This window comes from Pseudomonas sp. RIT-PI-S, assembly GCF_025642975.1.
Classification (GTDB): Bacteria; Pseudomonadota; Gammaproteobacteria; order Pseudomonadales; family Pseudomonadaceae; genus Aquipseudomonas.
In genome coordinates this window covers 303,675-327,909 of the sequence record NZ_JANZKJ010000002.1, presented here as the reverse complement: position 1 = coordinate 327,909, position 24,235 = coordinate 303,675, and the positions used below count along the sequence as shown (strand labels likewise).

Annotated in this window: 30 protein-coding genes; 13 read left to right on the top strand and 17 right to left on the bottom strand. The window is 62.9% G+C overall.

Annotated features, from left to right (window positions below; translation table 11 throughout):
• Nucleotides 1-11: 11 nt before the first annotated feature.
• From ftsY to rpoH, 4 genes are all read left to right on the top strand, one after another.
• Entirely contained in the window at nt 12-1,352 is a 1,341-nt protein-coding gene (gene ftsY / locus OGL93_RS05505) for a signal recognition particle-docking protein FtsY (RefSeq protein WP_263261370.1), read from the top strand.
• Nucleotides 1,349-2,020: a cell division ATP-binding protein FtsE gene (ftsE, locus tag OGL93_RS05500; RefSeq protein ID WP_263261369.1), complete on the top strand. Its 672-nt coding sequence runs from the start codon at nt 1,349-1,351 to the stop codon at nt 2,018-2,020. The genes ftsY and ftsE overlap by 4 nt, the downstream gene beginning before the upstream one ends.
• Nucleotides 2,017-3,042: a permease-like cell division protein FtsX gene (gene ftsX / locus OGL93_RS05495; protein ID WP_263261368.1), complete on the top strand. Its 1,026-nt coding sequence runs from the start codon at nt 2,017-2,019 to the stop codon at nt 3,040-3,042. The genes ftsE and ftsX overlap by 4 nt, the downstream gene beginning before the upstream one ends.
• Nucleotides 3,043-3,148: 106 nt before the next feature.
• Nucleotides 3,149-4,003 (top strand): RNA polymerase sigma factor RpoH, encoded by an 855-nt coding sequence (gene rpoH, locus OGL93_RS05490; RefSeq protein ID WP_263261367.1) that lies wholly within the window; start codon nt 3,149-3,151, stop codon nt 4,001-4,003.
• 98 nt (nt 4,004-4,101) lie between these two features.
• Here the strand turns inward: rpoH and mtgA are convergent, their stop codons facing one another.
• Nucleotides 4,102-4,824 (bottom strand): monofunctional biosynthetic peptidoglycan transglycosylase, encoded by a 723-nt coding sequence (gene mtgA, locus OGL93_RS05485; RefSeq protein WP_263261507.1) that lies wholly within the window; start codon nt 4,822-4,824, stop codon nt 4,102-4,104.
• 72 nt (nt 4,825-4,896) lie between these two features.
• Between mtgA and OGL93_RS05480 the strand changes: the two genes are divergently transcribed.
• From OGL93_RS05480 to trmB, 4 genes are all read left to right on the top strand, one after another.
• Nucleotides 4,897-5,268, top strand: coding sequence for a DUF423 domain-containing protein (locus OGL93_RS05480; RefSeq protein WP_263261366.1), 372 nt, complete (start codon nt 4,897-4,899; stop codon nt 5,266-5,268).
• 79 nt (nt 5,269-5,347) lie between these two features.
• Entirely contained in the window at nt 5,348-5,548 is a 201-nt protein-coding gene (gene thiS / locus OGL93_RS05475; RefSeq protein ID WP_263261365.1) for a sulfur carrier protein ThiS, read from the top strand.
• 42 nt (nt 5,549-5,590) lie between these two features.
• Nucleotides 5,591-6,385, top strand: a complete 795-nt coding sequence (locus tag OGL93_RS05470) for a thiazole synthase (protein ID WP_263261364.1) — start codon at nt 5,591-5,593, stop codon at nt 6,383-6,385.
• 59 nt (nt 6,386-6,444) lie between these two features.
• On the top strand, nt 6,445-7,116 hold the full coding sequence (gene trmB, locus OGL93_RS05465) for a tRNA (guanosine(46)-N7)-methyltransferase TrmB (RefSeq protein WP_263261506.1): 672 nt from the start codon (nt 6,445-6,447) through the stop codon (nt 7,114-7,116).
• Between the two features lie 72 nt (nt 7,117-7,188).
• Here trmB and OGL93_RS05460 read toward each other — a convergent pair whose 3' ends face one another.
• From OGL93_RS05460 to OGL93_RS05425, 8 genes are all read right to left on the bottom strand, one after another.
• Nucleotides 7,189-7,512: a DUF3392 domain-containing protein gene (locus OGL93_RS05460; protein ID WP_263261363.1), complete on the bottom strand. Its 324-nt coding sequence runs from the start codon at nt 7,510-7,512 to the stop codon at nt 7,189-7,191.
• 9 nt (nt 7,513-7,521) lie between these two features.
• Complete coding sequence (gene hemW / locus OGL93_RS05455; protein WP_263261362.1) at nt 7,522-8,670, bottom strand: radical SAM family heme chaperone HemW; 1,149 nt, start codon at nt 8,668-8,670, stop codon at nt 7,522-7,524.
• Entirely contained in the window at nt 8,667-9,263 is a 597-nt protein-coding gene (gene rdgB / locus OGL93_RS05450) for an RdgB/HAM1 family non-canonical purine NTP pyrophosphatase (protein WP_263261361.1), read from the bottom strand. Before rdgB ends, hemW begins: the two co-directional genes overlap by 4 nt.
• Nucleotides 9,264-9,362: 99 nt before the next feature.
• The gene (gene metW, locus OGL93_RS05445; RefSeq protein WP_263261360.1) at nt 9,363-9,983 is read right to left on the bottom strand and encodes a methionine biosynthesis protein MetW; all 621 of its coding nucleotides are present in this window, start codon (nt 9,981-9,983) and stop codon (nt 9,363-9,365) included.
• A 7-nt stretch (nt 9,984-9,990) separates the two neighbouring features.
• Nucleotides 9,991-11,130: a homoserine O-acetyltransferase gene (locus OGL93_RS05440; protein WP_263261359.1), complete on the bottom strand. Its 1,140-nt coding sequence runs from the start codon at nt 11,128-11,130 to the stop codon at nt 9,991-9,993.
• Nucleotides 11,131-11,240: 110 nt separating this feature from the next.
• Nucleotides 11,241-11,831: a YggT family protein gene (locus tag OGL93_RS05435; protein WP_263261358.1), complete on the bottom strand. Its 591-nt coding sequence runs from the start codon at nt 11,829-11,831 to the stop codon at nt 11,241-11,243.
• Between the two features lie 19 nt (nt 11,832-11,850).
• Complete coding sequence (gene proC, locus OGL93_RS05430; protein ID WP_263261357.1) at nt 11,851-12,669, bottom strand: pyrroline-5-carboxylate reductase; 819 nt, start codon at nt 12,667-12,669, stop codon at nt 11,851-11,853.
• Nucleotides 12,670-12,692: 23 nt separating this feature from the next.
• Nucleotides 12,693-13,391 (bottom strand): YggS family pyridoxal phosphate-dependent enzyme, encoded by a 699-nt coding sequence (locus OGL93_RS05425; protein WP_263261356.1) that lies wholly within the window; start codon nt 13,389-13,391, stop codon nt 12,693-12,695.
• A 66-nt stretch (nt 13,392-13,457) separates the two neighbouring features.
• Here OGL93_RS05425 and OGL93_RS05420 point away from each other — a divergent pair, with 66 nt between their 5' ends.
• The gene (locus OGL93_RS05420; RefSeq protein ID WP_263261355.1) at nt 13,458-14,492 is read left to right on the top strand and encodes a type IV pilus twitching motility protein PilT; all 1,035 of its coding nucleotides are present in this window, start codon (nt 13,458-13,460) and stop codon (nt 14,490-14,492) included.
• An 11-nt stretch (nt 14,493-14,503) separates the two neighbouring features.
• Here OGL93_RS05420 and OGL93_RS05415 read toward each other — a convergent pair whose 3' ends face one another.
• Nucleotides 14,504-15,133: a C40 family peptidase gene (locus tag OGL93_RS05415; RefSeq protein ID WP_263261354.1), complete on the bottom strand. Its 630-nt coding sequence runs from the start codon at nt 15,131-15,133 to the stop codon at nt 14,504-14,506.
• A gap of 246 nt (nt 15,134-15,379) precedes the next feature.
• On the opposite strand from OGL93_RS05415, the gene OGL93_RS05410 reads away from it, so the two are divergent.
• The 3 genes from OGL93_RS05410 to OGL93_RS05400 all read left to right on the top strand — a co-directional run bounded on the left by OGL93_RS05410 (nt 15,380) and on the right by OGL93_RS05400 (nt 17,421).
• The gene (locus OGL93_RS05410) at nt 15,380-15,805 is read left to right on the top strand and encodes a TM2 domain-containing protein (protein WP_263261353.1); all 426 of its coding nucleotides are present in this window, start codon (nt 15,380-15,382) and stop codon (nt 15,803-15,805) included.
• A gap of 426 nt (nt 15,806-16,231) precedes the next feature.
• Nucleotides 16,232-16,879 (top strand): hypothetical protein, encoded by a 648-nt coding sequence (locus OGL93_RS05405; RefSeq protein WP_263261352.1) that lies wholly within the window; start codon nt 16,232-16,234, stop codon nt 16,877-16,879.
• Between the two features lie 104 nt (nt 16,880-16,983).
• Complete coding sequence (locus OGL93_RS05400) at nt 16,984-17,421, top strand: hypothetical protein (protein ID WP_263261351.1); 438 nt, start codon at nt 16,984-16,986, stop codon at nt 17,419-17,421.
• A 326-nt stretch (nt 17,422-17,747) separates the two neighbouring features.
• On the opposite strand, the gene OGL93_RS05395 is transcribed toward OGL93_RS05400, so the two are convergent.
• From OGL93_RS05395 to gshB, 7 genes are all read right to left on the bottom strand, one after another.
• On the bottom strand, nt 17,748-19,019 hold the full coding sequence (locus OGL93_RS05395; protein ID WP_263261350.1) for a dihydroorotase: 1,272 nt from the start codon (nt 19,017-19,019) through the stop codon (nt 17,748-17,750).
• A complete protein-coding gene (locus OGL93_RS05390) occupies nt 19,020-20,018 on the bottom strand; it encodes an aspartate carbamoyltransferase catalytic subunit (protein ID WP_263261504.1) in 999 nt (332 codons plus the stop codon).
• A complete protein-coding gene (gene pyrR, locus OGL93_RS05385; protein ID WP_263261349.1) occupies nt 20,018-20,551 on the bottom strand; it encodes a bifunctional pyr operon transcriptional regulator/uracil phosphoribosyltransferase PyrR in 534 nt (177 codons plus the stop codon). Before pyrR ends, OGL93_RS05390 begins: the two co-directional genes overlap by 1 nt.
• A 39-nt stretch (nt 20,552-20,590) precedes the next feature.
• Nucleotides 20,591-21,031, bottom strand: coding sequence for a Holliday junction resolvase RuvX (gene ruvX, locus OGL93_RS05380; RefSeq protein WP_263261348.1), 441 nt, complete (start codon nt 21,029-21,031; stop codon nt 20,591-20,593).
• Nucleotides 21,031-21,600, bottom strand: coding sequence for a YqgE/AlgH family protein (locus OGL93_RS05375; protein WP_263261347.1), 570 nt, complete (start codon nt 21,598-21,600; stop codon nt 21,031-21,033). Before OGL93_RS05375 ends, ruvX begins: the two co-directional genes overlap by 1 nt.
• A gap of 59 nt (nt 21,601-21,659) precedes the next feature.
• Complete coding sequence (locus OGL93_RS05370) at nt 21,660-22,562, bottom strand: energy transducer TonB (protein WP_263261346.1); 903 nt, start codon at nt 22,560-22,562, stop codon at nt 21,660-21,662.
• A 90-nt stretch (nt 22,563-22,652) separates the two neighbouring features.
• On the bottom strand, nt 22,653-23,615 hold the full coding sequence (gene gshB, locus OGL93_RS05365; protein WP_263261345.1) for a glutathione synthase: 963 nt from the start codon (nt 23,613-23,615) through the stop codon (nt 22,653-22,655).
• A gap of 195 nt (nt 23,616-23,810) precedes the next feature.
• Here gshB and OGL93_RS05360 point away from each other — a divergent pair, with 195 nt between their 5' ends.
• Nucleotides 23,811-24,212 carry a response regulator gene (locus OGL93_RS05360; RefSeq protein WP_263261344.1) on the top strand — a complete coding sequence of 134 codons (402 nt, stop codon included), beginning with the start codon at nt 23,811-23,813 and terminating at the stop codon, nt 24,210-24,212.
• Nucleotides 24,213-24,235: the final 23 nt, after the last annotated feature.

The window sequence follows — 24,235 nt, the reverse complement described above, 5'->3', positions numbered from 1 at the left end:
AGCCGCCTTCCATGTTTGGTTCCAGTGACGATAAGAAGACCCCGGCCCCGGCCGGAGAGAAAAAAGGCCTGTTCGGCTGGCTGCGCAAGAAGCCGCAAGAGCCGGCCGCCCAGCCCGAAGCCGAGCCCACCGCACAGCCCGAGCCGCCTGCCGCCGCTCAAAGCGCGGCCGAGCTAGCCGTAGCGTTGGCGCCCGAGCCAGTGTTGGCGCCGGAGCCGGTGATCGAACACGTGCCGGCCGCCGCGCCTGTGCCACGGCTCGAGCTGCCGGTTCCCGAGGAGCCGGTAGGTATCGATCCCGAACCCGAGCCCGCGCCGCTGCCACCCCCGACGGTCGCGCAGGCGGCCCAGGCGGCGGCGCTGTTCGAGGCGCCCGCACCAGTGGCCGAGGCTGCCGTCCCAGTCCCGCAAGAGCCTGCCAAGGCTGGTTTCTTTGCGCGCCTAAAGCAGGGGCTGAGCAAAACCAGCGCCAGCATCGGCGAGGGCATGGCCAGCCTGTTCCTGGGCAAGAAGGCCATCGACGACGACCTGCTCGACGAGATCGAAACCCGCCTGCTGACTGCGGATGTTGGCGTCGAAGCCACGTCCGTGATCATTCGCAACCTGACCCAGAAGGTCGCGCGCAAGCAACTGACTGACGCGCAGGCGCTATACACCTCGCTGCAAGGCGAGCTCGCGGATATGCTCCGCCCAGTGGAGCGCCCCCTGCTGATCGATAACCAGCACGCACCGTTTGTGATCCTTGTGGTCGGCGTCAACGGTGCGGGCAAGACCACCACCATCGGCAAGCTCGCCGCGCGCTTCCAGCGTGAAGGCAAGAAGGTGATGCTGGCGGCCGGCGATACCTTCCGCGCCGCGGCGGTGGAACAGCTGCAGGTGTGGGGTGAGCGCAATGGGGTGCCCGTTATCGCGCAGCACACCGGCGCCGACTCCGCCTCGGTGATCTTCGATGCCGTGCAGGCCGCCAAGGCCCGGGGCATCGACGTGTTGATCGCCGATACGGCTGGCCGGCTGCATACCAAGGACAACCTCATGGAGGAGCTGAAAAAGGTCCGCCGGGTCATCGGCAAGCTGGATGCGGCGGCCCCACACGAGGTACTGCTGGTGCTAGACGCCGGCACCGGGCAGAACGCCATCAACCAAGCCAAGCATTTCAACCAGTCGGTTGCGCTCACCGGCCTGGCCCTGACCAAACTGGACGGCACGGCCAAGGGCGGCGTGATCTTCGCCCTTGCGAAGCAATTCGGCCTGCCGATTCGCTATATCGGCGTGGGCGAGGGCATTGACGACCTGCGCACGTTCGAGGCTGAGCCGTTCGTCAGCGCACTGTTCGCCGAGCGGGAGCACTCATGATTCGCTTCGAGGGGGTTGGCAAGCGCTATGCCAATGGCCACGTAGGGCTACATGAGCTGAGTTTTCGCGTGCGGCGGGGCGAATTTCTCTTCGTTACTGGCCACTCGGGCGCGGGCAAAAGCACCCTGCTGCGCCTGTTGCTCGCCATGGAGCGCCCCACCAGCGGCAAGTTGTTGCTAGCCGGGCAGGACTTAGGCCAGATCAGCAACGCGCAAATTCCCTTCCTGCGCCGGCAGATCGGCGTGGTCTTCCAGAATCACCAATTGCTGTTCGATCGCACGGTGTTCAACAACATCGCCTTACCCCTGCAAATTCTCGGCTTATCTAAGGCCGAGATCACTCAGCGGGTCGATGCCGCGCTCGAACGAGTGTCCCTGGGCGACAAGGGCGAGCTGTACCCTGGCGACCTGTCCACGGGCCAGCAGCAGCGAGTCGGCATTGCCCGTGCGATCGTCCACAAACCTGCGTTGTTGCTCGCGGACGAACCCACCGGCAACCTGGACCCCCGGCTGGCTGCGGAGATCATGGGTGTGTTCGAAGACATCAATCGGCTCGGCACCAGCGTGCTGATCGCCAGCCATGACCTGGCACTGATCGCCCGCATGCGCCACCGCATGCTCACTTTGCAACGTGGCCGGTTGATCGGCGACGGGGAGGCTGGCCAATGAGCGCGACGCGCAGCCCCAAGGTATCGGACCGAGTGGCGCCCAAACCCGCCGATGCGGCCCCGAAAAAGCCCCGCCGTAAGGATGACGACGACGGTCCGGACTTCAGCACGCTCTTTCATGCCTGGCTGGAAAGCCACCGCGCGAGCTTCGTCGACAGCCTCAAACGCCTCGGCCGACAACCGTTCGGCAGCTTTTTCACTTGCCTGGTGATGGCGGTAGCGCTGAGCTTGCCCATGGGGCTTTCCCTGCTGCTCAAGAACGTGGAGCGGTTGGGCGGCTCTTGGCAGCGAGCGGCACAGATTTCCCTTTATATGCGCATGGAGGCGGGCAGCCGTGAAGGCGAAGCGCTCGTTAGCCAGGCCAAGGCGCTGGCCGGCGTGGGCGATGCTGAGTTCATCAGCCGAGAGAAGGCCCTGGAGGCTTTTCAGCAGCAGTCCGGCCTCGGCGAGGCGATCAAGGAGCTTCCGGATAATCCGCTACCGGGGGTAGTAGTGGTTACGCCCCTGGAGGTAGACAAGCCGGCCCTCGAAGCCCTGCGCGAGCAATTGGCCCAGCTGCCTAATGTAGAGCAGGCCCAGCTCGATCTGGTCTGGGTGGAGCGCCTGGCGGCGATCCTCAAGCTAGGCGACCGTTTCGTCTTTGGCCTTGCGGTGCTGCTGATCTCCGCCTTGCTCTTGGTGATCGGTAATACCATTCGGCTGCACATCGAGAACCGCCGCAACGAGATCGAGGTCATAAAGCTGGTCGGGGGAACCGACGCCTACGTACGCCGGCCGTTCCTTTATATGGGCGCGCTGTATGGCTTCGGCGCGGGGCTGTTGGCCTGGGCGGTGCTGGCCTTTGGCCTGGATTGGCTCAACGGCGCGGTCGTGAACCTAGCGGGGCTTTACGGAAGTGACTTTGCCCTGGGTGGTGTGCCCGCCGCAGACGGACTTTCCCTATTGCTTGGGGCTGTGCTGTTGGGGTATATCGGTGCGTGGATCGCCGTGGCGAGGCACCTCAGGGAGCTGGCGCCACGCTAATCGTATTTTTGGCGCCAAAGACCGTGCGCCCGGAACTCATCCCGGGAGGCGCGGTCTATTGGGTCGGCGCTCACAAGGCGCACATTTGTTTGTTGGAGGTTTTTGAATGACCACTTCCTTGCAACCTGCGTATACGCTGGTCCCGGGTGCAAACCTGGAGGCCTACGTGCATGCGGTGAACAGCATTGCGCTGCTGACACCGGAGCGGGAGCGCGAACTGGCTGAAAAACTCTATTACGACCAGGACCTCGACGCGGCCCGCGAGATGGTTCTCGCTCATCTGCGTTTCGTGGTTCATATCGCCCGCAGCTATTCCGGCTATGGCCTGGCCCAAGCCGACCTGGTGCAGGAAGGCAACGTCGGGTTGATGAAGGCAGTCAAGCGCTTCAATCCGGAAATGGGCGTGCGGCTGGTGTCTTTCGCCGTGCATTGGATCAAGGCGGAAATCCACGAATTCATCCTGCGTAACTGGCGCATCGTCAAGGTTGCGACTACCAAGGCGCAGCGCAAGCTGTTCTTCAACCTGCGCAGCCAGAAAAAACGCCTGGCCTGGTTGAACAATGACGAAGTGCACCGGGTTGCCGAAAGCTTGGGGGTGGAACCGCGCGAAGTGCGGGAGATGGAGAGCCGCCTGACGGGTCAGGACATGGCGTTCGATCCCGCCGCCGAGGCAGACGACGATAGTGCGTTCCAGTCTCCAGCGCATTTTCTCGAGGATCACCGCTACGATCCGGCCCGTCAGCTCGAAGATGCCGACTGGGCCGACAGTTCTACCAACAACCTCCATGAGGCCTTGGAAGTACTGGACGAACGTAGCCGGGACATCCTCTACCAGCGCTGGTTGGCCGAGGAGAAAGCGACCTTGCACGAGTTGGCGGCCAAGTACAACGTGTCTGCCGAGCGCATCCGTCAGCTTGAAAAAAACGCTATGAACAAGCTCAAGGGCACCATCGCCGCCTGATCTGATCGATGCGATCCAGGCATCAGGTTCGCAGGCTATCGCCAGCTCCTGCAGAGTTCAAAGGGCTGCAGGAGCTGGCCAAACCCGCGAACCGCGCATTAATCCGCCCAGGGCGGCCGCCGTGCCTGCCCTAGCGTGGCGAGATAGTCATCCCCGCCCAATTGGCTCATCTGCTGTCGAATCCATGCAGCCCGGCGCAGTACGTACGGGCTGGGCCGCGATGCGCTCCACTCCCGAGGGCTGGGCAGTACCGCCGCCAGCAAGCTCGCCTGTTGTCGCGTAAGGCTGCCCGCGCTGACGTTGAAGTGATGCCGCGCCGCGGCTTCAGCGCCGAAAACGCCGTCATCCCATTCAGCGCTATTGAGGTATACCTCGAGGATGCGCTGCTTGGGCCAGAGCACTTCCAGCAATACCGTGAACCAGGCTTCCAACCCTTTACGCAGGTAACTGCGCCCGGACCACAAGAACAGGTTCTTTGCCACCTGCTGGCTAAGGGTGCTGGCCCCGCGCAGGGAGCCGCCGCGCTCGTTGTGGCTGAAGGCGGCGCGGATGGCGGGCAGGTCGAAGCCCCAATGCAGAGGGAATTTCTGGTCTTCGCCGGCGATCACCGCGACTTTAAGGTCGGCGGGTAAACGGTCCCAGGGCTGCCATGAACGCTGCAGGTCGATGGGCTGGCCGTCGGCCCAGGATTGCAGCTTGCGCTCCACCATCAGCGCCGTACCGGGTGGCGGCACCCAGCGAAACAGCAGCACCAACGCCACGCTACCTATGGCGAACCACATCAGGAAGCGGCGAATGCGCTGCAGTAAAGTACCTAGCATAGTGAGCTTGGCCCGGCCGGAAGAGCGGGCCATTATACAGACCCTGAGCAGGTCGACCCGGACGGACACCCCATGTTGCGTAGTTTCCTGATGTTAGCCGCTTTCTTCGGCTTCACCGGCGTTGGCTTAGGCGCATTCGCGGCCCACGGCCTCAAGGGCCGGCTTTCAGCTGAGTACCTGAGCATTTTCCAAACCGGGGTACAGTATCAACTGGTGCACGCGCTGGCGTTACTAGGTGTGGCGGTGCTGGCCAACGTGTTGCCCGGAAGGCTGGTAGGCTGGGGCGGCATATTGTTTTGCGTCGGTATCGTGCTGTTTTCCGGAAGCCTCTATGCGCTGACGCTTAGCGGGGTTTCCCGCTTGGGCATCGTCACGCCCTTCGGCGGCCTGGCATTTCTAGCGGGCTGGGCCTGCCTTGGTCTGGCCGCCTGGCGCCTGGGTTGAGCCAGGCTGTCGCCGGCGCCTTGGTCGGCGTCGGCGATCGGGCTAGAATGCACGCCCCCACTTGCTAATGGCGCCCCACATGCGCATTCAGTTGAACGGAGACACCTTCGAGCTCCCTGACGGCGAAACCGTCGAAGGCCTATTGGCTCGTATGGAGCTGGCCGGGCGCCGAGTTGCGGTCGAGTTGAACCTGGACATCGTGCCGCGTGGACAGCATGCGAGCACGCGGCTGAACGATGGTGACCAGGTTGAAGTCGTGCAGGCCATCGGTGGCGGCTGAAGCCGTCGGCGCAGCGCTTCCACTCAATTACGAGGACCACCCATGAGCACATCCCGCAGCGACAAGCCGTTCGTTCTGGCCGGCCGCACCTATGAGTCCCGCTTGCTGGTCGGCACCGGCAAATACCGTGACCTGGAAGAAACCCGTCAGGCCATCGAAGCGTCTGGTGCCGAGATCGTGACGGTGGCGGTGCGCCGCACCAACATCGGCCAGAACCCGGGAGAGCCCAACTTGCTCGATGTGCTCCCCCCGGACCGGTACACCATCCTGCCCAACACGGCTGGTTGCTACGATGCCACCGAAGCCGTGCGTACTTGCCGCCTGGCGCGGGAGCTGCTCGACGGCCACAAGCTGGTGAAGCTCGAGGTGCTGGCCGACCAGAAAACCCTGTTCCCCAACGTGATCGAAACCCTCAAGGCCGCCGAGGTGCTGGTCAAGGAAGGTTTCGACGTGATGGTGTACACCAGCGATGATCCGATCATTGCTCGCCAGCTGGCGGAAATAGGCTGTATCGCCGTCATGCCGCTCGCCGGCCTCATTGGCACAGGCCTGGGTATTTGCAACCCGTACAACCTGCAGATCATCCTTGAGGAAGCCAAGGTCCCGGTGCTGGTAGATGCCGGTGTGGGTACCGCTTCCGATGCCGCTATCGCCATGGAGCTGGGCTGCGAGGCCGTGTTGATGAACTCGGCGATCGCTCACGCGCAGAACCCCGTACAGATGGCCGAAGCCATGAAACACGCGATCATTGCCGGCCGCTTGGCCTGGCTGGCCGGTCGCATGCCGAAAAAACTCTATGCCAGTGCGTCTTCGCCGCTCGATGGCCTGATCAAGTAAGAGCTCCCATGACTGATTCAAACTCCACCCCGGCCCAAGCCGAAGGCACTCAGCCGCACCTGCGCACCATCAAGAGTTTCGTGATGCGCGCCGGGCGCATGACCGAAGGCCAGCAACGCGGCCTGGACGTGGGTGGGCCTCGGTTCGTCCTGCCATTGGCCGATGCGCCGGTCGATTTCGACAAGGTGTTTGGCCGCTCGGCACCCCGCACGTTCGAGATCGGCTTTGGCATGGGCCATTCCCTGCTCGAGATGGCCGCCGCCTCGCCCGAGCAGGATTTTATCGGCGTGGAAGTGCACCGCCCTGGCGTGGGGGCCTTGCTCAATGGCGTGCTGGGCCAGGGCCTGAGCAATGTGCGGGTGTTCGACTGCGACGCTATTGAAGTGCTCAAGCGCTGCATTGCCGACGCAAGCCTCGACAGGCTGCTGCTGTTTTTCCCCGACCCCTGGCACAAGAGCCGCCATCACAAGCGGCGTATCGTCCAGCCGGCGTTTGCCGAACTGGTGCGCAGCAAGCTCAAGCCTGGCGGCATCTTGCACATGGCCACCGACTGGGAGCCCTATGCCGAGCACATGCTGGAGGTCATGAACGTTGCCCCGGGTTACCGTAACCTGGCCGACGATGGCCGTTGGGTCGAGCGCCCGAGCGAGCGCCCGGTGACCAAGTTCGAGCGCCGCGGCGAGCGTCTCGGCCATGGGGTATGGGATTTGAAGTTCGAGCGGGTGGAATAACCGCCCGGCCGCAAGGTGTGAAATGTAGGTGCTGGCGCTCCTGTTCGCAGGCTTCGCCAGCGCTACGGCTGTTTATTTCCGGTCGGCAACCACGCCGATCAATACCAGCACCACCAACAGCACCGGTGCCAGGCTGTAGTTGTTGAACTGGCCCAGCCCCTTGAGCACCCATGGCGTTGCATAGATAAGCGCGGCGCCGCTGCCCAGGGTGCAGGCCAGCGCCATCATCGGAACCCGCAATGCGCCGCCCAAACTGCCCACTTTCTGCTCTACGAAACCCTTGATCTGCGCGCCGAACAGCACTAATACGCAGCCTACCAAGGCCAGGGCGATTTCAGAGAGGTTGCCTCGGCACCAGCGTGACACCGTTGAAAGCACATCCAGGAGCTGATCCATCCAGGGTCCTCAGGTCAAAAACAGTTGCAAAAGGTCGTTAAGGAATAGCTGGCCTCGCTCCGTCGCCGCCAGCTGCGCTGGTTCGACCCGCAACAGCCCTCTTTGTTCGGCGGCGCGGCGGCCCTCCTCCAGTGCGGACAGCGGCAGCCCGGTGCGTTCAGTGAACAGCGTAGCCGGCACGCCCTCGGTCAGGCGCAGCGCATTGATCAGGAACTCGAACGGTAGCTCGTCCGGCGCGAGGAGCTTCTCTCCCGCGGTGAAAGGCTTGGCCAGGTTGAGGTAATCCTTGGGCAGGCGGGTTTTCCAAGTCCGGCGGATCGTGCCGTCGTCAGCCGTCAGCTTGCCGTGAGCGCCAGCGCCGATGCCGATAAAGTCCCCGAAGCTCCAATAATTGAGGTTGTGCCGAGCTGCCCGTCCTGGGCGGGCATAGGCCGATACCTCGTATTGGGCGAACCCTGCGCTGGCGAGAAGGGCCTGGCCAGCCTCTTGGATATCCCAGAGGATATCGTCCTCGGGAAGCAGCGGCGGCTGATTCCAGAACACCGTGTTCGGCTCCAGGGTGAGCTGGTACCAAGACAAATGAGTCGGGGCCAAGGCGATAGCTTGACGCAGGTCGCCGAGCGCCTCCTCCAGGCTTTGCCCCGGCAGGCCGTGCATCAGGTCCATATTGAAGTTATCGAAGCCGGCGCGGCGGGCCATCTCTGCCGCGCGCAGCGCTTCGTCACCATTATGGATGCGCCCGAGCGCCGCGAGCTTGTCAGCCTGGAAACTTTGCACGCCAATGGATAACCGGTTGATCCCGGTTTCCCGATAAGCAATGAACTTGTCCTGCTCGAAGGTGCCGGGGTTGGCCTCGAGGGTTACTTCCGCATCCGCCGCCAGAGCGATGCGTGCTCGGATGCCATCGAGCAGCCGGCCGAGCGCGGCTGCGCTGAACAAGCTGGGGGTGCCGCCGCCGAAGAATATCGACGTCAGCGGGCGGCCAAGCGCCGCTGGCAGCTCGCGGTCCAGGTCATCGAGCAACGCGCTTACGTACGCGTCTTCGGGCAAATCCGGGCCCGCTGCGTGCGAGTTGAAATCACAGTAGGGGCATTTGCGCACGCACCAGGGAATGTGGATATACAACGCCAGCGGCGGCAGTGTGGGCAGCGGGCTCATTCAATACCCAGGCGCTGGCGCAGCAGGGCCATGGCGCGGGCCCGGTGGCTGAGCAGGTTTTTCTCGGCCGGGGAGAGTTCAGCGCTGGAGCAGCTGCGCTCCGGCACCCAGAACAATGGATCGTACCCAAAGCCGTTGGTGCCGCTGGCCGCTGGAAGAATGCGCCCGTGCCACAGGCCTTCGCACAAGATTGGTAGCGGGTCGTCGGCGTGGCGCACCAGCGCCAGCACACAGACGAACTGAGCACCACGCTCGGCTTCGGCTACACCCTCCAGCGCGGCCAGCAGCTTGGCGTTGTTCGCTGCGTCGCCTTGACCATCGGCATAACGTGCCGAGTAAATACCCGGTGCGCCACCGAGGTAATCCACTGCCAGGCCCGAGTCGTCGGCCAGGGCTGGCAGGCCGGACAGCCGTGCCGCATTGCGTGCCTTGAGGATGGCGTTTTCAACGAACGAAAGGCCGGTTTCTTCCGGCTCGACACGGCTGAACTCACCGACCGAGCGCAGGTGTACGCGGTCGCCGAGCATGGCCTGGAGTTCTTTGAGTTTGCCGGCGTTGTGGCTGGCGAGTACCAATTGGCTGATATTCATCATGGGTAAATAACGACTTTATGAGCGGCCGGCGCCGAGGCGCCGGAAATAGCGGGAGCATGCTCCCGGGGGCGTGCTGCGGCAAGTGCAGCAGCCAAGTGGTCAGACGGCGACGTGTTCCGGCCGCAGTTGGGGGCTAGTGACCCTATAAATGCCGATTTCCCCCAGCAGGTTCGGCCACGCCCGGCTGGCCCAACCGTTGCGATGGAGGTGATCCACTGCCAGGCGGTCCAACACCTGGGCGTTGCGTTCGCGGCACAGGGCTTCGAAGTCCTCGAAGGTGCAGAAGTGAATGTTCGGCGTGTTGTACCAGGTATAAGGCAGGAACTCGGAAACCGGCATACGCCCTTTGGTCGCCAGGTGCCAACGGCAGCGCCAGTGGCCGAAGTTAGGGAACGTGATGATGCATTGCCGGCCGACCCGAAGCATCTCTTCGAGAATGCGGTCGGGGTATTCCATCGCTTGCAGCGCCTGCGTCATCACCACCACGTCGAAGCTGTTGCTGGCGAAGCTGCCCAGCCCTTTATCGACGTTCTGCTCGACGACGTTTATACCCTTGCGCACACATTCGTTGATGTTGGCGGGGTCGATTTCCAACCCATAGCCAGTCACGCCCTTGTGGTCGCGCAGCCACGCCAGCAGTTCACCGTTGCCGCAGCCCAGGTCGAGTACCCGGCTGCCGGCCGGTATCCATTCCTGGATGATTTCCAGATCGGCTCTCATGGGCACCTCAAATCGCTATACGGTTCATGTAGCTGCTAAACGCCTGCAAATAGCGCGGGATCGGGATCAGGAACGCGTCGTGGCCCTGTGGCGCGTCGATTTCCAGGTAGGACACGTTCTTGCGTGCGGCCATCAAGGCATCGACGATTTCCCGCGAGCGCGCCGGGGAGAAGCGCCAGTCGGTAGTGAACGACATGATGCAGAAATCCGCCGTCGCCCCTGCCAGGGTCTTTGCCAGGTTGTCGCCATGGGCCGCAGCGGGGTCGAAGTAATCCAGCGCCTTGGTCATCAACAGGTAGGTGTTGGCGTCGAAGCGCCCGGAGAATTCCTCGCCCTGATAGCGCAGGTAGCTTTCCACCTGGAAGGCCACGCTGTGGAAGTCATAGGCCAGTTGATCGTGCTTGAGCTCACGGCCGAATTTCTCGCCCATGGAGTCATCCGACAGGTAGGTGATATGGCCGACCATGCGCGCCAGCATCAGGCCGCGCTTGGGAATGACCCCTTCTGCCTGGAAATCGCCGCCGTGGAACTCCGGGTCCGAGAGGATGGCTTGGCGCGCCACTTCGTTGAAGGCGATGTTCTGCGCCGAGAGCTTGGGTGCCGAAGCGATGGCCACGCAGTGGCGCACGCGCTCGGGGTAGCTGATGGTCCATTGCAGGGCCTGCATCCCGCCTAGGCTGCCGCCCACCACCGCAGCCCATTGGCGGATGCCTAAACGGTCTGCCAGGCGGGCCTGGCTGTTGACCCAGTCCTCGACCGTGAGCACCGGAAAATTAGCGCCAAAGGGTTTGCCAGTAGCCGGGTCCACGCTCCCTGGGCCGGTAGAGCCATTGCAGCCACCGAGGTTGTTCAGTGCCACCACGAAGAAACGCCGGGTATCGATCGCTTTGCCGGGGCCGATGGCGCTGTCCCACCAGCCAGGCTTGCGCTCGGCTTCGCTGTGATAGCCGGCAGCGTGGTGATGCCCCGAGAGCGCATGGCAGATCAGCACGGCATTGCTGGCGTCGCTATTGAGCTGGCCATAGGTTTCATAGACAAGTTCGTAAGTCGCCAGCGAGCGCCCGCATGCCAACGGCAAGGGGTCGCTGAATTGCGCCAGCTGCGGCGTGACTAAACCGACGGAATCTTCGGGGAAGACTGTAGGCATCGACCCTGCTCTCACTTAAATGAGGCGTAAGGATAAGGAGGGGGGGCAGAGGGGGCAAGCGCCATCTCAGGCGCTGCCCCAGTACGCACTGCCTGGCGGCGCGCGCAACCTTAGATCAACGTACGCAGGATCTGCGGCATGCCGGTCATGGCTGCCAGGTTGTTGATCACGAGCATGTCCAACAGCTTGAGCACCATGAATGCCAGGATGGGCGAAATATCCAGCCCACCCAGGTTGGGCAGCAGGCGGCGGAACGGCGCCAGCACCGGCTCGCAGATCTGGTTGACCAGCTCGGCCCCAGGGTTGTGGCTGGCCGGCGCGACCCAGGAGAGGATCACGCTGATGATCATGGCGAAGAAGAAGATATTCAGGAACAGCGCGGTAACGCCGATGATCGCCCAGATCAGCAGCTGCGCCGGGTTACCGGTGGTGCCATAAGCAAGCAACAGGGTCAGCGCCATGATCACCAGCTGCACCACGATCGCCAACAGCAGCGAGGACATGTCCAGCCCGAACAGGCTGGGTACCACTCGCCGCAGTGGGCGCAGCAGTGGCTGTGTGGCACGCACGGCGAATTGGCTCAAAGGGTTGTAAAAATCCGCCCGCACCAGTTGCAGCACGAAGCGCAGCAAAATGATCAGCAGATACAGGCTGCCCAGGGTTTGCAGCACGTAAATCAACGCAGTGTTCAATCCAATCATCTAAGGGCTCCGTTAGGGGCTAGTGGCTAAGTTGTTCGGCCAGTTCTTTCGAGCGGTGCGCCGCCGCACCCAGGGCCTGTTCAACCAGTGCCTCGAAGCCGCCGGCCTGGAAGGCTTTGATCGCAGCCTCCGTGGTGCCTGCCGGCGAGGTTACCCGGCGACGCAGCTCAGCGGCATCCACGTCACTGCTGCTGGCCATTTGCGCGGCGCCGAGCGCGGTTTGCAAGGTCAGCCGGGCAGCGATTTCGCGTGGCAAGCCCAGGGCCTCGCCGGCCTGGGTCATGGCCTCCATCAGCAGGAAATAGTAAGCCGGGCCGCTGCCAGACACCGCCGTCACCGCGTCGAGCTGCGCTTCGCTATCCAGCCACAGCGCCAGCCCAACGGCCGCTAACAGCTGCTCGGCCGCGGCCTTCTGTTCGGCAGTGACCCTCGCCGTGGCGTACAAGCCACTGGCGCCCTGGCGAACCAAGGCGGGGGTGTTGGGCATGCAGCGCACTATCGGTTGCTCGCCAAGCCAAGCCACCAGGCTGTCGCAGGTGATGCCGGCGGCAATGGAAACAATCAGTTGGGCGGGGTGTAGCGCGGGACGTAGCGCTTCGCAAACCGCCTTCATGGCTTGAGGCTTGACCGCCAACACGATGACATCGGCGTTGGCCACGGCTGCGGCGTTATCTTCAAAAGTGGCGATGCCGTAGGCGTCGCTGATCCGCTGCCGGGTATCCGCCCCAGGAGCGCTGGCGGTGAGCCGGCTGGCGTCGACGCCCTGGGCGCGCATGCCGCCGATCAGGCTCGCGGCCATGTTGCCGGCACCGATAAAGGCGATTCGTGGTGTGCTCATCGAGGTTTCCTGTGATCGTGTAGTCAAGCTGAGGGTTCAGGCTTGCTGTAGTCGCGGGCGCCGAACAGCGCGGTACCGATGCGAACCCAGGTCGCACCCTGGGCAATCGCAGCTTCGAGGTCATCGCTCATGCCCATGGACAAAGTGTCCAGGTCGAGATCGAGGCTGTCGCGCAAGGCGTTTACCTGCGCGAACACGGCGTTCTGTTCGGCAACATCAGTGCTTGGTTGAGGGATGGCCATCAAGCCGCGCAGTCGTAACCCCGGCAAGGCGGCCACGGCTTTGGCCAGGGCCGGGAGGTCCGCAGGCGCGCAGCCAGCCTTGCTTGCTTCGCCGCTGATGTTCACTTGCAGGCAAATGTTAAGCGGGGGCTTTCCGGCGGGACGCTGCTCGGCCAGGCGTTCGGCGATCTTTAGCCGGTCGACCGAGTGTACCCAGTCGAAATGCTCGGCAATGGGCCGGGTTTTATTGGATTGGATAGGCCCGATGAAATGCCAGGTCAGGTCCAGGTCGCCCAGTTCCGCCTGCTTGGCCAGGGCCTCTTGCAGGTAGTTCTCGCCAAAGTGTCGCTGGCCCGCGGCATGCGCTTCGCGTACCGCCTGGGCCGGTTTGGTCTTGCTGACCGCCAGCAGGTTCACGCTGGCCGCATCCCGCCCGGCGGCCGCCGTGGCCGCGGTTATCCGCGCGCTCACCGAGGAAAGGTTGTCTGCTATGGTGGACATAACTTGGCGCCAGCGGCTCTAGGGGTCTGCGGCATTCTACCTGCTTGTCTGTTTTTGGGGAGCCTCATGGACATTACCGAGTTGTTGGCCTTCAGCGCGAAACAAGGCGCTTCGGACCTGCACCTTTCCGCCGGCCTGCCACCGATGATCCGGGTGGACGGGGACGTGCGTCGGATCAACTTGCCTGCGCTGGACCACAAGGCGGTGCAGGGGCTGATCTACGACATCATGAACGACAAGCAGCGCCAGGACTTCGAAGAGTTCATGGAAACTGACTTCTCCTTCGAAGTACCGGGCGTGGCGCGCTTCCGGGTCAACGCATTCAATCAGAACCGCGGCGCGGGGGCCGTGTTCCGGACCATTCCCTCCAAAGTGCTGAGCATGGACGACCTGGGCATGGGCGATGTGTTCAAGCGCATCACTGATGTGCCGCGGGGCCTGGTATTGGTGACCGGGCCAACCGGCTCGGGCAAGTCCACCACCCTCGCAGCGATGATCGACTACCTGAACAACAACAAGCATCACCATATTCTGACGATCGAAGACCCGATCGAATTCGTTCACGAATCCAAGAAGTGCCTGGTCAACCAGCGCGAAGTGCACCGCGACACCCTGGGGTTTTCCCATGCGCTGCGCTCGGCCTTGCGGGAAGACCCGGATGTGATCCTCGTAGGGGAAATGCGGGATCTGGAAACCATTCGCCTGGCGCTAACTGCAGCAGAAACCGGCCACCTGGTGTTCGGCACGCTGCATACCACTTCGGCCGCCAAGACCATCGACCGGGTAGTGGACGTATTTCCTGCGGAGGAGAAGGCCATGGTGCGCTCGATGCTCTCCGAGTCGCTTCAGGCAGTGATTTCGCAAACGCTGCTGCGCAAGATCGGCGGCGGGCGGGTAGCTGCGCATGAAATCATGATTGGCACCCCGGCCATCCGCAACCTTATCCGCGAGGACAAGGTGGCTCAGATGTATTCAGCTATCCAGACCGGTGGTGCGCTGGGCATGCAAACCCTGGATGCTTGCCTCAAGGACCTGCTCGGCAAGGGGTTGATCGCCAAGGACGCGGCGCGCGAGAAAGCGAAGAATCCTGAGGGTTTGTGAGGGGAGGCGGGTCAGCGCTGGCTGACCCGCAGAGTGGCAGCGGGCTGCTGCTTGGGCAGCACGCGCTTGGCGACCACGTAATGGTCGTTCCAGTACGGCTTGTTCAGTGTATCGATCGACACGGCCTTGCCGCGCCGCGGGGCATGGATGAACTTGTCGTCGCCCATGTAGATTGCCACGTGGTTCACGCGGCGGCCCTTGATATTGAAGAACAGCAGATCGCCAGGCTTGAGGTCTTCGCGAGCCACCTTGATGCCTTGGCCGTCGGCCATGGCGTTGGAAGTGCGCGGCAGGTCGACCGCCTTCACGTCGTTGAAGGCATATTTCACCAGGCCGCTGCAGTCAAAGCCCTTGCTCGGGCTGCTGCCACCCCATTTGTACGGCGTACCCAGCACTTGCACCGCGCGGCTGAGCACTGCATTGCTCTGGCGGGCAGACATCTGCGCAGTGGCCACTTGGGCAGAGTGCGGCGCTGTCTTGCGCGGGCCATGGCTCGGCGCGCGCGGTGCCGGCATGGATTCCCCAGCCCGGGCGGTATAGCCAGAAAAGCTGGCTGGAAGGGGTTGCTCACGGTTGGAGGCGTAAGCGGCCAGTGGACATAAAAGGCAAACTGTCAGCCATGTCTTGATAATTGGATGCATTAGGCAGGGCTCTGTGATGTGGCGCGCAACTTTATAACAGCTTTTTTGCCTGTTTTTCGGCCATTGGTCGATGTAAAACCGGCCAGCGCCGAACCTGATGCAGTGTTTTTTGTCTATGTGCCCAGCGAAGCCCCGTAATAGCCGGCTTTGACCTCCCCCTGCGGAAGCCGACCGCTTGTCGGACCGCCGTCTAAAAGTCACACTGCCTTCAACAAAATTTAATTATCGGGAGGCAAGAGCGCCCCTATGAATAGCTATCGAACGGACCCTCAACTGCACGATACCCATAGCGTGGTATTCGGTTATGCCTTGTGGATTTTCGGTTTCACTGGTGCCCACCGTTTTTATTACGGCAAGCCGGTGACCGGCACCCTGTGGTTCCTCACATTTGGGTTGTTTGGCATCGGTTGGCTGATCGACCTGTTCCTTATCCCCGCCATGGATCGCCACGCCGATCTGCGCTTTCACAGCGGCCCACTGGACTACAACATCGCCTGGTTGCTGCTGACCTTCCTTGGCCTGTTCGGCGTGCACCGGCTTTACCAACGCAAATGGATCACCGCCGTGTTGTATTTCTTCACAGGCGGGTTTTGCCTGGTAGGAGTGCTCTACGACTTCTGGACGCTCAATGAGCAGGTTTCGCTGAGGAACCGGGAAGCGTATCGGCCCTGATACCTGATGCACGTATTGCGCATCAGCGCGACTGTGATAATCGCTGCTCGCCTGGGGTTGCCTTGGGCATAGGGCAGGGGTAATAGAGTGAGGGCGTTTTTTCTTGGCTGGACCGCACAGTACGAGCAGCGCTTCATCGCCTACTTGGCTAGCACCTACGCCGTGGAGCCACTAGTTCCACCCAAGCTGGCCCAGCGCGCTCAGCGCAAGCTCAATTCCCTCAATAAGCGCCTTGGCGCCATGCGCATCAGCGAAGACTGGCTGGGCCGAATGGTGTGCTGCCTACGACAGGCGCGGCCATGCGACCTTCTTGTTTGCAATGAAGGGCAGGTCCGCAGGCATGTGAACCCGGCGATTGTGCGGGCGTTTCCCGGGCGTAGGGTGCTGCTGGTTCGGGACCTGATAGATGCCGCATTCCTCGCAGAAATGAAGCCGCTGTTCGACTGCATCTACAGCTTCGATGCGCAGCAGTGCGCTCAGTTGGGCATGCGGCCGCTCAACCAGTTCTTCCCGCTGGGGTTCGACGAGGTTCGCCAAGGCTTGGGTAGCCCTCCGGCGGGTGGCAGGGCCAAGAAATGCTTTTTCCTGGGCCGGGACAAAGGCCGAGCGGCGATGCTTTGCGCCCTCGCGCAGAACTTGAAAGCGAACCACTGCGAAGCGGATTTCCATATTGTGCAGGACGCGACAACCACTTTGCCCTCCCCATACCACGTAAGTCAGGGAATGGATTATGAGCAAAATCTGAAGCGCGCCCAGCAGGCAGAGGTGTTAGTGGAAATCAACCAACCTGGCCAGGTCGGCGCCACATTGCGGGCACTGGAAGCCGCCTATTTTGGCAAGAAGTTGATTACCAACAATCCAGCAGTAAAGGAGCTCGAGCTCTATCACCCGGCCAATGTATTCGTGCTGGAGAGCCAAGGCGCTTCGAACGTCAACCAGCTGGAAAGCTTTCTCAAGTGCCCGTTGCAGGCGTTGCCAGAAGGTGTTCTTTACCGTTATTCCCCGGACTTCATGCTTGAGCAGTTGATGGCGGATGCCGAGGCGCAGCGCAGCGCCGAGAGGTCTGCACGCTGAATCAAAGAGCCCGGCAGCTTGCTGACACCCGATAAGTTCATTACCTGCCTTCCGGAAGTGCTAAGGGCTCTTTTCAATACTTTGAAACTAGGCAGGATGCGAGAGTGGAAGTAATCGTCAAGGCCGCAGGGGGAGGGGGCTGGCACGCTGGCGTCGTAGAATCGCTGAGCCTTGCCGTTAAGATCCACACCGACCATGAATATTTGATCGAAGCCCAAATGATAGGCGAGCTGCAGACAGACATATGCGATCGTTCTAGCGTCGAAAAAACCGTAGCCCATGTCCTTACTGAAGCCGATGCTACGGGCGCGCTTACTCAATACATTGCGTGCCCGCGTGGCGAGCTCTCGGTCCTGGCCGAACAAATGCCTGACGCCAGTGGCGGGCGCCTTTCGCAATGGGTAAGCCCGTTCCGTGTACGCGGGTTCCAATTCAGCGATCTGGTCAGGCCAGAGGGCGAGATTCTGCGCCCGGGCAATGGCCGCCCGATACAAGGCAGGCTGTTCCCTGCAAAAGCCACGGTCGGTACTGACGTAAAATAGCGGGCGGATATCGGTATGCAGCAGAGCCGCAATGGCCCCGTTCATAGTGATTATGGGGACCGCTGCAAACTCCTCGACTGGAAAATCCCCAGCGGAGGGCCCTGATGCCAGAATGATCACTGGGCCCCGATGAGTATTTTGGCAGGCTGAAAAACAGCGACTGAAACCAGTTTGCCGCGACATGGCAAAGACACACTAGAAAACGAACATGCCGCTTATTTAACGGTGCGCGTATAGGCTCCGTGCGTCTTCATGGTTTTAGCGCGGATACACTTTGTGGCAACAGGCTGTGGCTCGACATGCCTGCCGCTACGAGCGCCCCAGGGTTACCCCTGGTGGCTAATCCTCCCCTCAACCAGCGTATAGCGCACCGCTCCCGGCAAGCAGTGGCCGAGGAACGGGCTGTTTTCGCCGCGCGAATACCAGTGTTCGCCGGCGACAGTGGTCGCTGCGGGGTCGAACAGCACCAGGTCCGCCGGGCCGCCTACCTTCAGCTCGCCGGCAGCCAGGCGCAGTGCTTGGGCCGGGCCGGTTGTCAAGCGGCCAAGCAGGGTCGGCAGGTCCAGCAGGCCTTCTTCTACCAGTGTCAGTGCCAGCGGTAACAGCAGTTCCACGCTGCTGATGCCGGGTTCGGTGGCGCCGAACGGCGCCTGCTTGGCGTCACGCTCGTGGGGTTGGTGATGGCTGGAAATGGCCTGGATAACTCCAGCTTTGACGGCTTCGCGCAGGCCATCGCGGTCTGCCCGGGTGCGCAATGGCGGCTGCACGTGGTACAGGCTGGAGAAGCCGGTCAGTGCTTCGTCGGTCAGGATCAGCTGGTACAACGCCACGTCGGCGGTGACTGGCAAGCCGCGTGCCTGTGCCTGGGCAATCATTTCTGCGCCACGAGCGGTGGTCAGCTGGCTGAAGTGCGCGCGTACGCCGCTCTGCTCCACCAGCAGTAGGTCTCGTGCCAGCGCGACGGTCTCGGCCGTCTCCGGAACACCGGGCAGGCCCAGGAAACTCGCCGTTGGGCCTTCATGCGCGAGGCCGCCAGCGGCCAGGTCGCGGTCCTGGGAGTTGAAAATGACCGTCAGGTCGAAGGTCGCGGCGTATTCGAGCGCGCGGCACAGGGTGCGGGTATTGGTAAAGGTGTTCAGGCCGTTGCCGAAGGCCACGCAGCCGGCGTCTCGCAAGGCGACCAGCTCGGCCAGTTGCTCTCCTTCCAGGCCCTTGCTGAGCGCCCCGATGGGGAACACCTTGCAATGGCCGGCGTCACGTGCCCGATCCAGGATCAACTCAGCGACAGCCGAGGTGTCGAGCACCGGGCGGGTACGTGGTGGGCAGCACAGCGAGGTGACGCCACCAGCGGCGGCGGCGCGGGTTTCGCTGGCAATGGTGCCTTTGCGGCTGAAGCCGGGTTCGCGCAACGAAACGTTCAGGTCGACCAGGCCTGGCGCGGCGACCAGGCCCTGGGCCTGGAGGGTTTGGTGGGGCACGAAAGCGCTAGGTGCTGCGCCTACGGCCAGCAGCTTGCCACCTTCAAGGTGGAGGTCAGCCAGTTGATCGAGGCCAGACGCCGGGTCGATAAGCCGGGCGCCGATAATGCTCACACTCACTTAAGCGTTCTCCTGGGCGATCTGCCGCTGTGCTGTCTGGCCGCTCATGGCCATGGAGAGCACCGCCATGCGTACGGCAATGCCGTAGGTTACTTGGTTGAGAATCACCGATTGCGCGCCATCCGCGACCGCGGATTCGATCTCCACGCCGCGGTTGATCGGGCCTGGGTGCATCACGATCGCATCCGGGCGCGCCAGGGCCAGGCGCTGGGTGGTCAGCCCGAACAAGCGGTAGAACTCCCCTTCGCTGGGCAACAGGCCGCCCTGCATGCGCTCGCGCTGCAGGCGCAGCATGATCACCACGTCTACATCCTTCAGGCCTTGCGCAAGGTCGGTGTACACCTTCACCCCATATTGCTCCACACCGACCGGAAGCAGGGTTTTCGGGCCGACCACGCGGATATCCGGGCAGCCCAGCGCCTTGAGGGCGATCATGTTCGAGCGCGCCACTCGCGAATGCAGGATGTCACCCACGATGGCCACCGAAAGGTTTTCGAAGCCGCCCTTGTGGCGGCGGATCGTCAGCATGTCCAGCATGCCTTGGGTCGGGTGCGCGTGGCGGCCGTCACCGCCGTTGATCACGGCGACGTCTGGGCACACATGCTCGGCAATGTAATGGGCGGCGCCGGAGTCTGCATGACGTACCACGAACATATCGGCAGCCATGGCCTCGAGGTTGCGCAGCGTGTCGAACAGGGTTTCACCCTTGCTGGTGGATGAGGTGGACACGTTGAGCGTGATCACGTCCGCAGACAGCCGCTGAGCGGCCAGCTCGAAGGTGGTGCGGGTACGCGTCGAGTTTTCGAAGAACACATTGCACACGGTTTTACCGCGCAGCAACGGCACCTTCTTCACCGCCCTGGCGCCGACTTCCAGGAACGAGTCGGCGGTGTCGAGTATCTCGGTGAGCAGTTCACGAGGCAGCCCATCGAGGGACAGGAAATGCCGCAGCTGGCCCTGGTCGTTCAGCTGCAAGGGGCGCTTGGCGTCGGTGGGCATCATCGAGGGGACTCTTGAAGGCTGGAAGCGGAATTAATGGCCTGACGCTCGAGCGCGAGCGGCGCGGGGCCGAGCAATTTTACTCGCTCGTCCGCGGCCAGCGACAGGGTCGCGCCTACTACATCCGGGCGGATCGGCAACTCGGCGGCGTTAAGGTCCAGCAGGCTGACCAGGGTCACGCTGGCTGGGCGGCCATAGTCGAACAGCTCGTTGAGCGCCGCGCGGATGGTCCGGCCGCTCATCAGCACGTCGTCCACCAGCACCAGGTGCTGGCCCTCGATCTCGAAGGGCAGTTCCGACGGACGCACCTGCGGGTGCAGGCCGTTCTGGCTGAAGTCGTCACGGTAGAAAGACACGTCCAACGTGCCCAGGGTCCTCGCCAGGCCCATGTGGTCCAGCAGCGCCTGGGCGACCCACACCCCACCGGTGCGGATGCCGATAAAGCGCGGCTCATCGATGCCACGAGCCTGCAAGCGAGTTGAAAGGGCGTTGGACATCTGGCCGATCAGTTCGGCAGGGTTGGGTAAGCTCATGCAAACTCCATCATGGGCGCCCGCGGCGGCCCATAGCAATCAGAGATCGGAAAGGCGCTCGGCATTGGCCTCCAGCCAGCCCTCCAGCAGCAGCCGGGCGGCAATGGCGTCCACGGGGTTATCACGGTAGCTCCCGGTGCGTTGCCCGCGGGCCATGCGTTCGCCCTTGGCTTCGAAGGTGGTGAGGCGCTCATCGTGGGTGTGTACCGGCAGGTTGAAGCGGCCATTGAGCTGGCGGGCGAAACGTTCGGCACGCGCGCTCATGTCGCTAGGGGTGCCATCCATGTTCAAGGGCAGGCCCACCACCAGCGCGTCGGGTTTCCACTCCTTGATCAAGGCCTCGACCTTGAGCCAATCCGGCACGCCATTTTGTGCCTTGAGCACGCACAGCTCGCGGGCCTGGCCGGTGATCACCTGGCCGACGGCAAGGCCGATCTGCTTGCTGCCGTAATCGAAACCCAGGAGCAGGCGCACAGCCATCAGGCGTGACCCGCCTGGCTGGTGAGCAGGTTGAGGTTGACGCCCAGGCGCGCCGCCGCGGCCTCAAGGCGCTGCTCACTGGCCACGGCGAAAAGGATGTCGGCGTCGAAGGGGCAGGTCAGCCAGGCGTTCTCGGCCATCTCGCTTTCCAGCTGGCCGGCCTCCCAGCCCGCGTAGCCCAAGGTAATCAGGCTATTGGCCGGGCCGCTGCCATCGGCAATGGCGAACAGTACGTCCTGGGACGTGGACAGCGATATCCCACCCAGGTCGACAGTGGCGTCATAGACCTGCCCGCTGGTGTGCAGCACGAAGCCGCGATCCATTTGCACGGGGCCGCCGCCATAGACCGGCACCAACTGCGCGGAAAGCGGTGGGGTGGCCTCTGGCCGAAGCTGTTCGAGGATGTCCGCCAGGTTCAGCTCCTGCGGCCGGTTCACCACCAGGCCCATGGCGCCGCGATCGGTATGTTCGACGATATAGGTGAGGGTCTGCGCGAAGTTCGGATCGGCCATGTGCGGCATGGCGATCAGGAACTGGTGCTTGAGGTAGCTGGTTTCAAGGGTCTTCATAGGGCGTAGTGTGGCGCTGCCTCGAGTTGCTTACAAGCCGCGATCAACCATGGCGGCGGTCAGTTGCTGGAGAGCCGATCCCCCTTGGAGAACCGCCACGTCCGAATGATTTCGAGCCGATCGATGTCCGAAAGGTCCCCGGTGAACGGCGCGAACGGTGCCGCCAGGCGCACGATGCGCTGCGCGGCTTCGTCCAGCAACGGCTGGCCGGAGGACTCCAGCACCAGCACTTCGTACAAGGAACCATCACGGTTGATCGACACGAGCATCCGCAGGTTGCCGTAGATTTGCTGCTGGCGGGCCTGCTCAGGGTAGTTGAGGTTGCCCACGCGCTCGACTTTCTTGCGCCAGTCTTCCTTGTACCAGGCGCCCTTGTCGCGCATGGTCGAGGCGGCGCTGAGCCGATAGATGCGGGGCCGTTTTGCGTAGGCTTGCTGCTCGTTGGACAGCTCCGCCTCCAGGCTGGCGATCTCGCTGGAGAGCTGTGCGCTGTCGAAATCTGGTGTGGTCGCCTTCGGTTGCTCGTCGGCCGGCTGCTTCTGCGGGCGCGCTTCGGTTTTCTTCGGCTGGCTCGCCGTGGTGGCGACTACCTTGGTTTTTTGTGGCGCCTGTTCGCGCACCGGGCGCGGCGCCGGGGGCGGCGTCACGCGGTTGATCTGATCGCTTTGGAAGGGGGCGACTTCGGTGGTCTTGGGCACGGCCTTGTGCTCCAGCGTGCCGCTGCCTTGCTGGTTGTCCTGGGCGAGGAAGTCGGCCTTCTCCGGTGCTTTGTCGCTCTTGAAGGTCGACAGGGTCACCTCCAGGGTCTTGCTGACCTGCGCTGGAGGCTCAAGGTTGAAGCTCACCCCGAGGATCACCGCCAGGTGCAGCAGAGCGGCGATGAACAGGGCAAAACCCAGGCGGTCCGCCGGGCGGACGGCCTTGGGAGCGAGCTTCGAGGAAAGGTCGGTAAAACTGGTCATCGGGTACCTGGCACCCTTACCCCGGGGCGTTCAACGGCGGATGGCGGAGGATCATACCGCAAAACCCCCGGCGAGGCGGCGCCCGGTGCCTCAACGGGGCGGGCGGTCGGCCAGTTTGCGGGCGATCGCGTCCATCAGCAGGCCGCCTATATCGGTGCCGTAGGCGGCGTCGATCTCGCGGGCACAGGTCGGGCTGGTCACGTTGATTTCGGTCAGGTATTCGCCGATCACATCCAGGCCCACGAACATCAGGCCTTTCTCACGCAGGCTTGGGCCTACTTGCGCGGCGATCCAGCGATCGCGCTCAGTCAATGGGCGCGCTTCGCCGCGACCGCCGGCGGCCAGGTTGCCACGGGTTTCCCCTGCGGCTGGAATCCGCGCCAGGCAATAATCCACCGGTTCGCCGTCGATCATCAGGATGCGTTTATCGCCCTCGCTGATGGCGGGGATGTATTTCTGCGCCATGGTCTGGTGGGTGCCATGTACGGTCAGGGTTTCGAGGATCACCGAAAGGTTTGGGTCACCCTGGCGGTGGCGGAAGATAGACGCCCCGCCCATTTCGTCCAGCGGCTTGAGGATCACATCGCCATGCTCGGCCACGAAGTCGCGGATGATGTCCTGGCGGCGGCTGACCAGCGTGGGCGGGTTGCACTGGGGGAACTGGGTGGCGAACAGTTTTTCATTGCAGTCGCGCAAGCTCTGCGGCTTGTTGACCACCAGCACCCCGGCCCGCTCGGCCTGCTCGAGGAAATAGGTCGCATACACGAACTCGATGTTGAAGGGCGGATCCTTGCGCATCAGGATCACGTCCAGGTCTTGCAGGGCAATGTCCTGCGGCGCTTCGAGCGTGTACCACTGCTGGGGGTCGGCGAACACTTTCAGCCCGCATGCCTTGGCGCGCGGCTGGCCGTTGGCCTGGTACAGGTCGGGCAGCTCCATGTAGGTCAATTCCCAGCCGCGCGCCTGGGCCGCGAGCAGCAGGGCCAGGGAAGTGTCCTTTTTATAGGAAATGCGCGAGATAGGGTCCATGACGATGCCGACGCGGATGGGCATGGTGGTGTGTCTCCAGGCAATAGGCAGGCTGTGATGGCCGTCAGGGTGGCCCGCCGCAGGGCTATGGTCAAGGCCGCCGGCCCAAGGGCGAGCGTGGAACCGGCCAGTAGAGTGTGCTAAAAAGCTCCGAGGCTTGCGCGCGCCGCTCAATGACGGTGCGCCGCTGCCAGCCGACGCAGACCGAAACGAGCGACCATGGAACAGCATTCGCGGGCCCTGAGAGTGATGGTGGTTGACGACTCCAAGACCATTCGCCACACGGCCGAGACGCTCTTGGAGCAGGCAGGTTGCGAGGTCATCACCGCCGTGGACGGTTTCGATGCCCTGGCCCACCTCGCGGACCACCAGCCTCGGGTGGTGTTCATCGATGTGATGATGCCTCGGCTCGATGGCTACCAGGCGTGCCAGTTGATCAAACAGAACGCACGCTTTTCGGGCACTTCGGTAATAATGCTCTCTTCCCGCGAGGGCCTGTTCGATCGGGCCAGGGCACGCGCCGTGGGCGCCGACCGGTTTCTCACCAAGCCGTTCGACCGCGTTTCGCTGCTCGAGGCGATCCGCGCCGAGGTGCCGGATTTTCAACCTTCGCCGCTATAGCAGCTCCATGAGCGCACAATCTT

Excerpts from the sequence above, each read along its gene's own strand:
- hemW (WP_263261362.1), bottom strand. The coding sequence starts at position 8,670 with ATGAGCCCGCTGCCCACACTGCCGCCGCTGGCGTTGTATATCCACATT.
- OGL93_RS05370 (WP_263261346.1), bottom strand. The coding sequence starts at position 22,562 with ATGACCAGTTTTACCGACCTTTCCTCGAAGCTCGCTCCCAAGGCCGTC.
- pyrR (WP_263261349.1), bottom strand. The coding sequence starts at position 20,551 with ATGAGCTTACCCAACCCTGCCGAACTGATCGGCCAGATGTCCAACGCC.
- ruvX (WP_263261348.1), bottom strand. The coding sequence starts at position 21,031 with ATGGCTGTGCGCCTGCTCCTGGGTTTCGATTACGGCAGCAAGCAGATC.
- OGL93_RS05420 (WP_263261355.1), top strand. The coding sequence starts at position 13,458 with ATGGACATTACCGAGTTGTTGGCCTTCAGCGCGAAACAAGGCGCTTCG.
- mtgA (WP_263261507.1), bottom strand. The coding sequence starts at position 4,824 with ATGCTAGGTACTTTACTGCAGCGCATTCGCCGCTTCCTGATGTGGTTC.
- OGL93_RS05435 (WP_263261358.1), bottom strand. The coding sequence starts at position 11,831 with ATGATTGGATTGAACACTGCGTTGATTTACGTGCTGCAAACCCTGGGC.
- OGL93_RS05440 (WP_263261359.1), bottom strand. The coding sequence starts at position 11,130 with ATGCCTACAGTCTTCCCCGAAGATTCCGTCGGTTTAGTCACGCCGCAG.
- gshB (WP_263261345.1), bottom strand. The coding sequence starts at position 23,615 with ATGCCCATCCGCGTCGGCATCGTCATGGACCCTATCTCGCGCATTTCC.
- OGL93_RS05375 (WP_263261347.1), bottom strand. The coding sequence starts at position 21,600 with ATGAAGACCCTTGAAACCAGCTACCTCAAGCACCAGTTCCTGATCGCC.
- OGL93_RS05470 (WP_263261364.1), top strand. The coding sequence starts at position 5,591 with ATGAGCACATCCCGCAGCGACAAGCCGTTCGTTCTGGCCGGCCGCACC.
- OGL93_RS05425 (WP_263261356.1), bottom strand. The coding sequence starts at position 13,391 with ATGTCCACCATAGCAGACAACCTTTCCTCGGTGAGCGCGCGGATAACC.
- metW (WP_263261360.1), bottom strand. The coding sequence starts at position 9,983 with ATGAGAGCCGATCTGGAAATCATCCAGGAATGGATACCGGCCGGCAGC.
- OGL93_RS05460 (WP_263261363.1), bottom strand. The coding sequence starts at position 7,512 with ATGGATCAGCTCCTGGATGTGCTTTCAACGGTGTCACGCTGGTGCCGA.
- OGL93_RS05415 (WP_263261354.1), bottom strand. The coding sequence starts at position 15,133 with ATGCATCCAATTATCAAGACATGGCTGACAGTTTGCCTTTTATGTCCA.
- OGL93_RS05390 (WP_263261504.1), bottom strand. The coding sequence starts at position 20,018 with ATGCCCACCGACGCCAAGCGCCCCTTGCAGCTGAACGACCAGGGCCAG.
- OGL93_RS05410 (WP_263261353.1), top strand. The coding sequence starts at position 15,380 with ATGAATAGCTATCGAACGGACCCTCAACTGCACGATACCCATAGCGTG.
- ftsY (WP_263261370.1), top strand. The coding sequence starts at position 12 with ATGTTTGGTTCCAGTGACGATAAGAAGACCCCGGCCCCGGCCGGAGAG.
- ftsE (WP_263261369.1), top strand. The coding sequence starts at position 1,349 with ATGATTCGCTTCGAGGGGGTTGGCAAGCGCTATGCCAATGGCCACGTA.
- OGL93_RS05405 (WP_263261352.1), top strand. The coding sequence starts at position 16,232 with ATGAAGCCGCTGTTCGACTGCATCTACAGCTTCGATGCGCAGCAGTGC.
- OGL93_RS05480 (WP_263261366.1), top strand. The coding sequence starts at position 4,897 with ATGTTGCGTAGTTTCCTGATGTTAGCCGCTTTCTTCGGCTTCACCGGC.
- proC (WP_263261357.1), bottom strand. The coding sequence starts at position 12,669 with ATGAGCACACCACGAATCGCCTTTATCGGTGCCGGCAACATGGCCGCG.
- rdgB (WP_263261361.1), bottom strand. The coding sequence starts at position 9,263 with ATGATGAATATCAGCCAATTGGTACTCGCCAGCCACAACGCCGGCAAA.
- thiS (WP_263261365.1), top strand. The coding sequence starts at position 5,348 with ATGCGCATTCAGTTGAACGGAGACACCTTCGAGCTCCCTGACGGCGAA.
- rpoH (WP_263261367.1), top strand. The coding sequence starts at position 3,149 with ATGACCACTTCCTTGCAACCTGCGTATACGCTGGTCCCGGGTGCAAAC.
- OGL93_RS05360 (WP_263261344.1), top strand. The coding sequence starts at position 23,811 with ATGGAACAGCATTCGCGGGCCCTGAGAGTGATGGTGGTTGACGACTCC.
- ftsX (WP_263261368.1), top strand. The coding sequence starts at position 2,017 with ATGAGCGCGACGCGCAGCCCCAAGGTATCGGACCGAGTGGCGCCCAAA.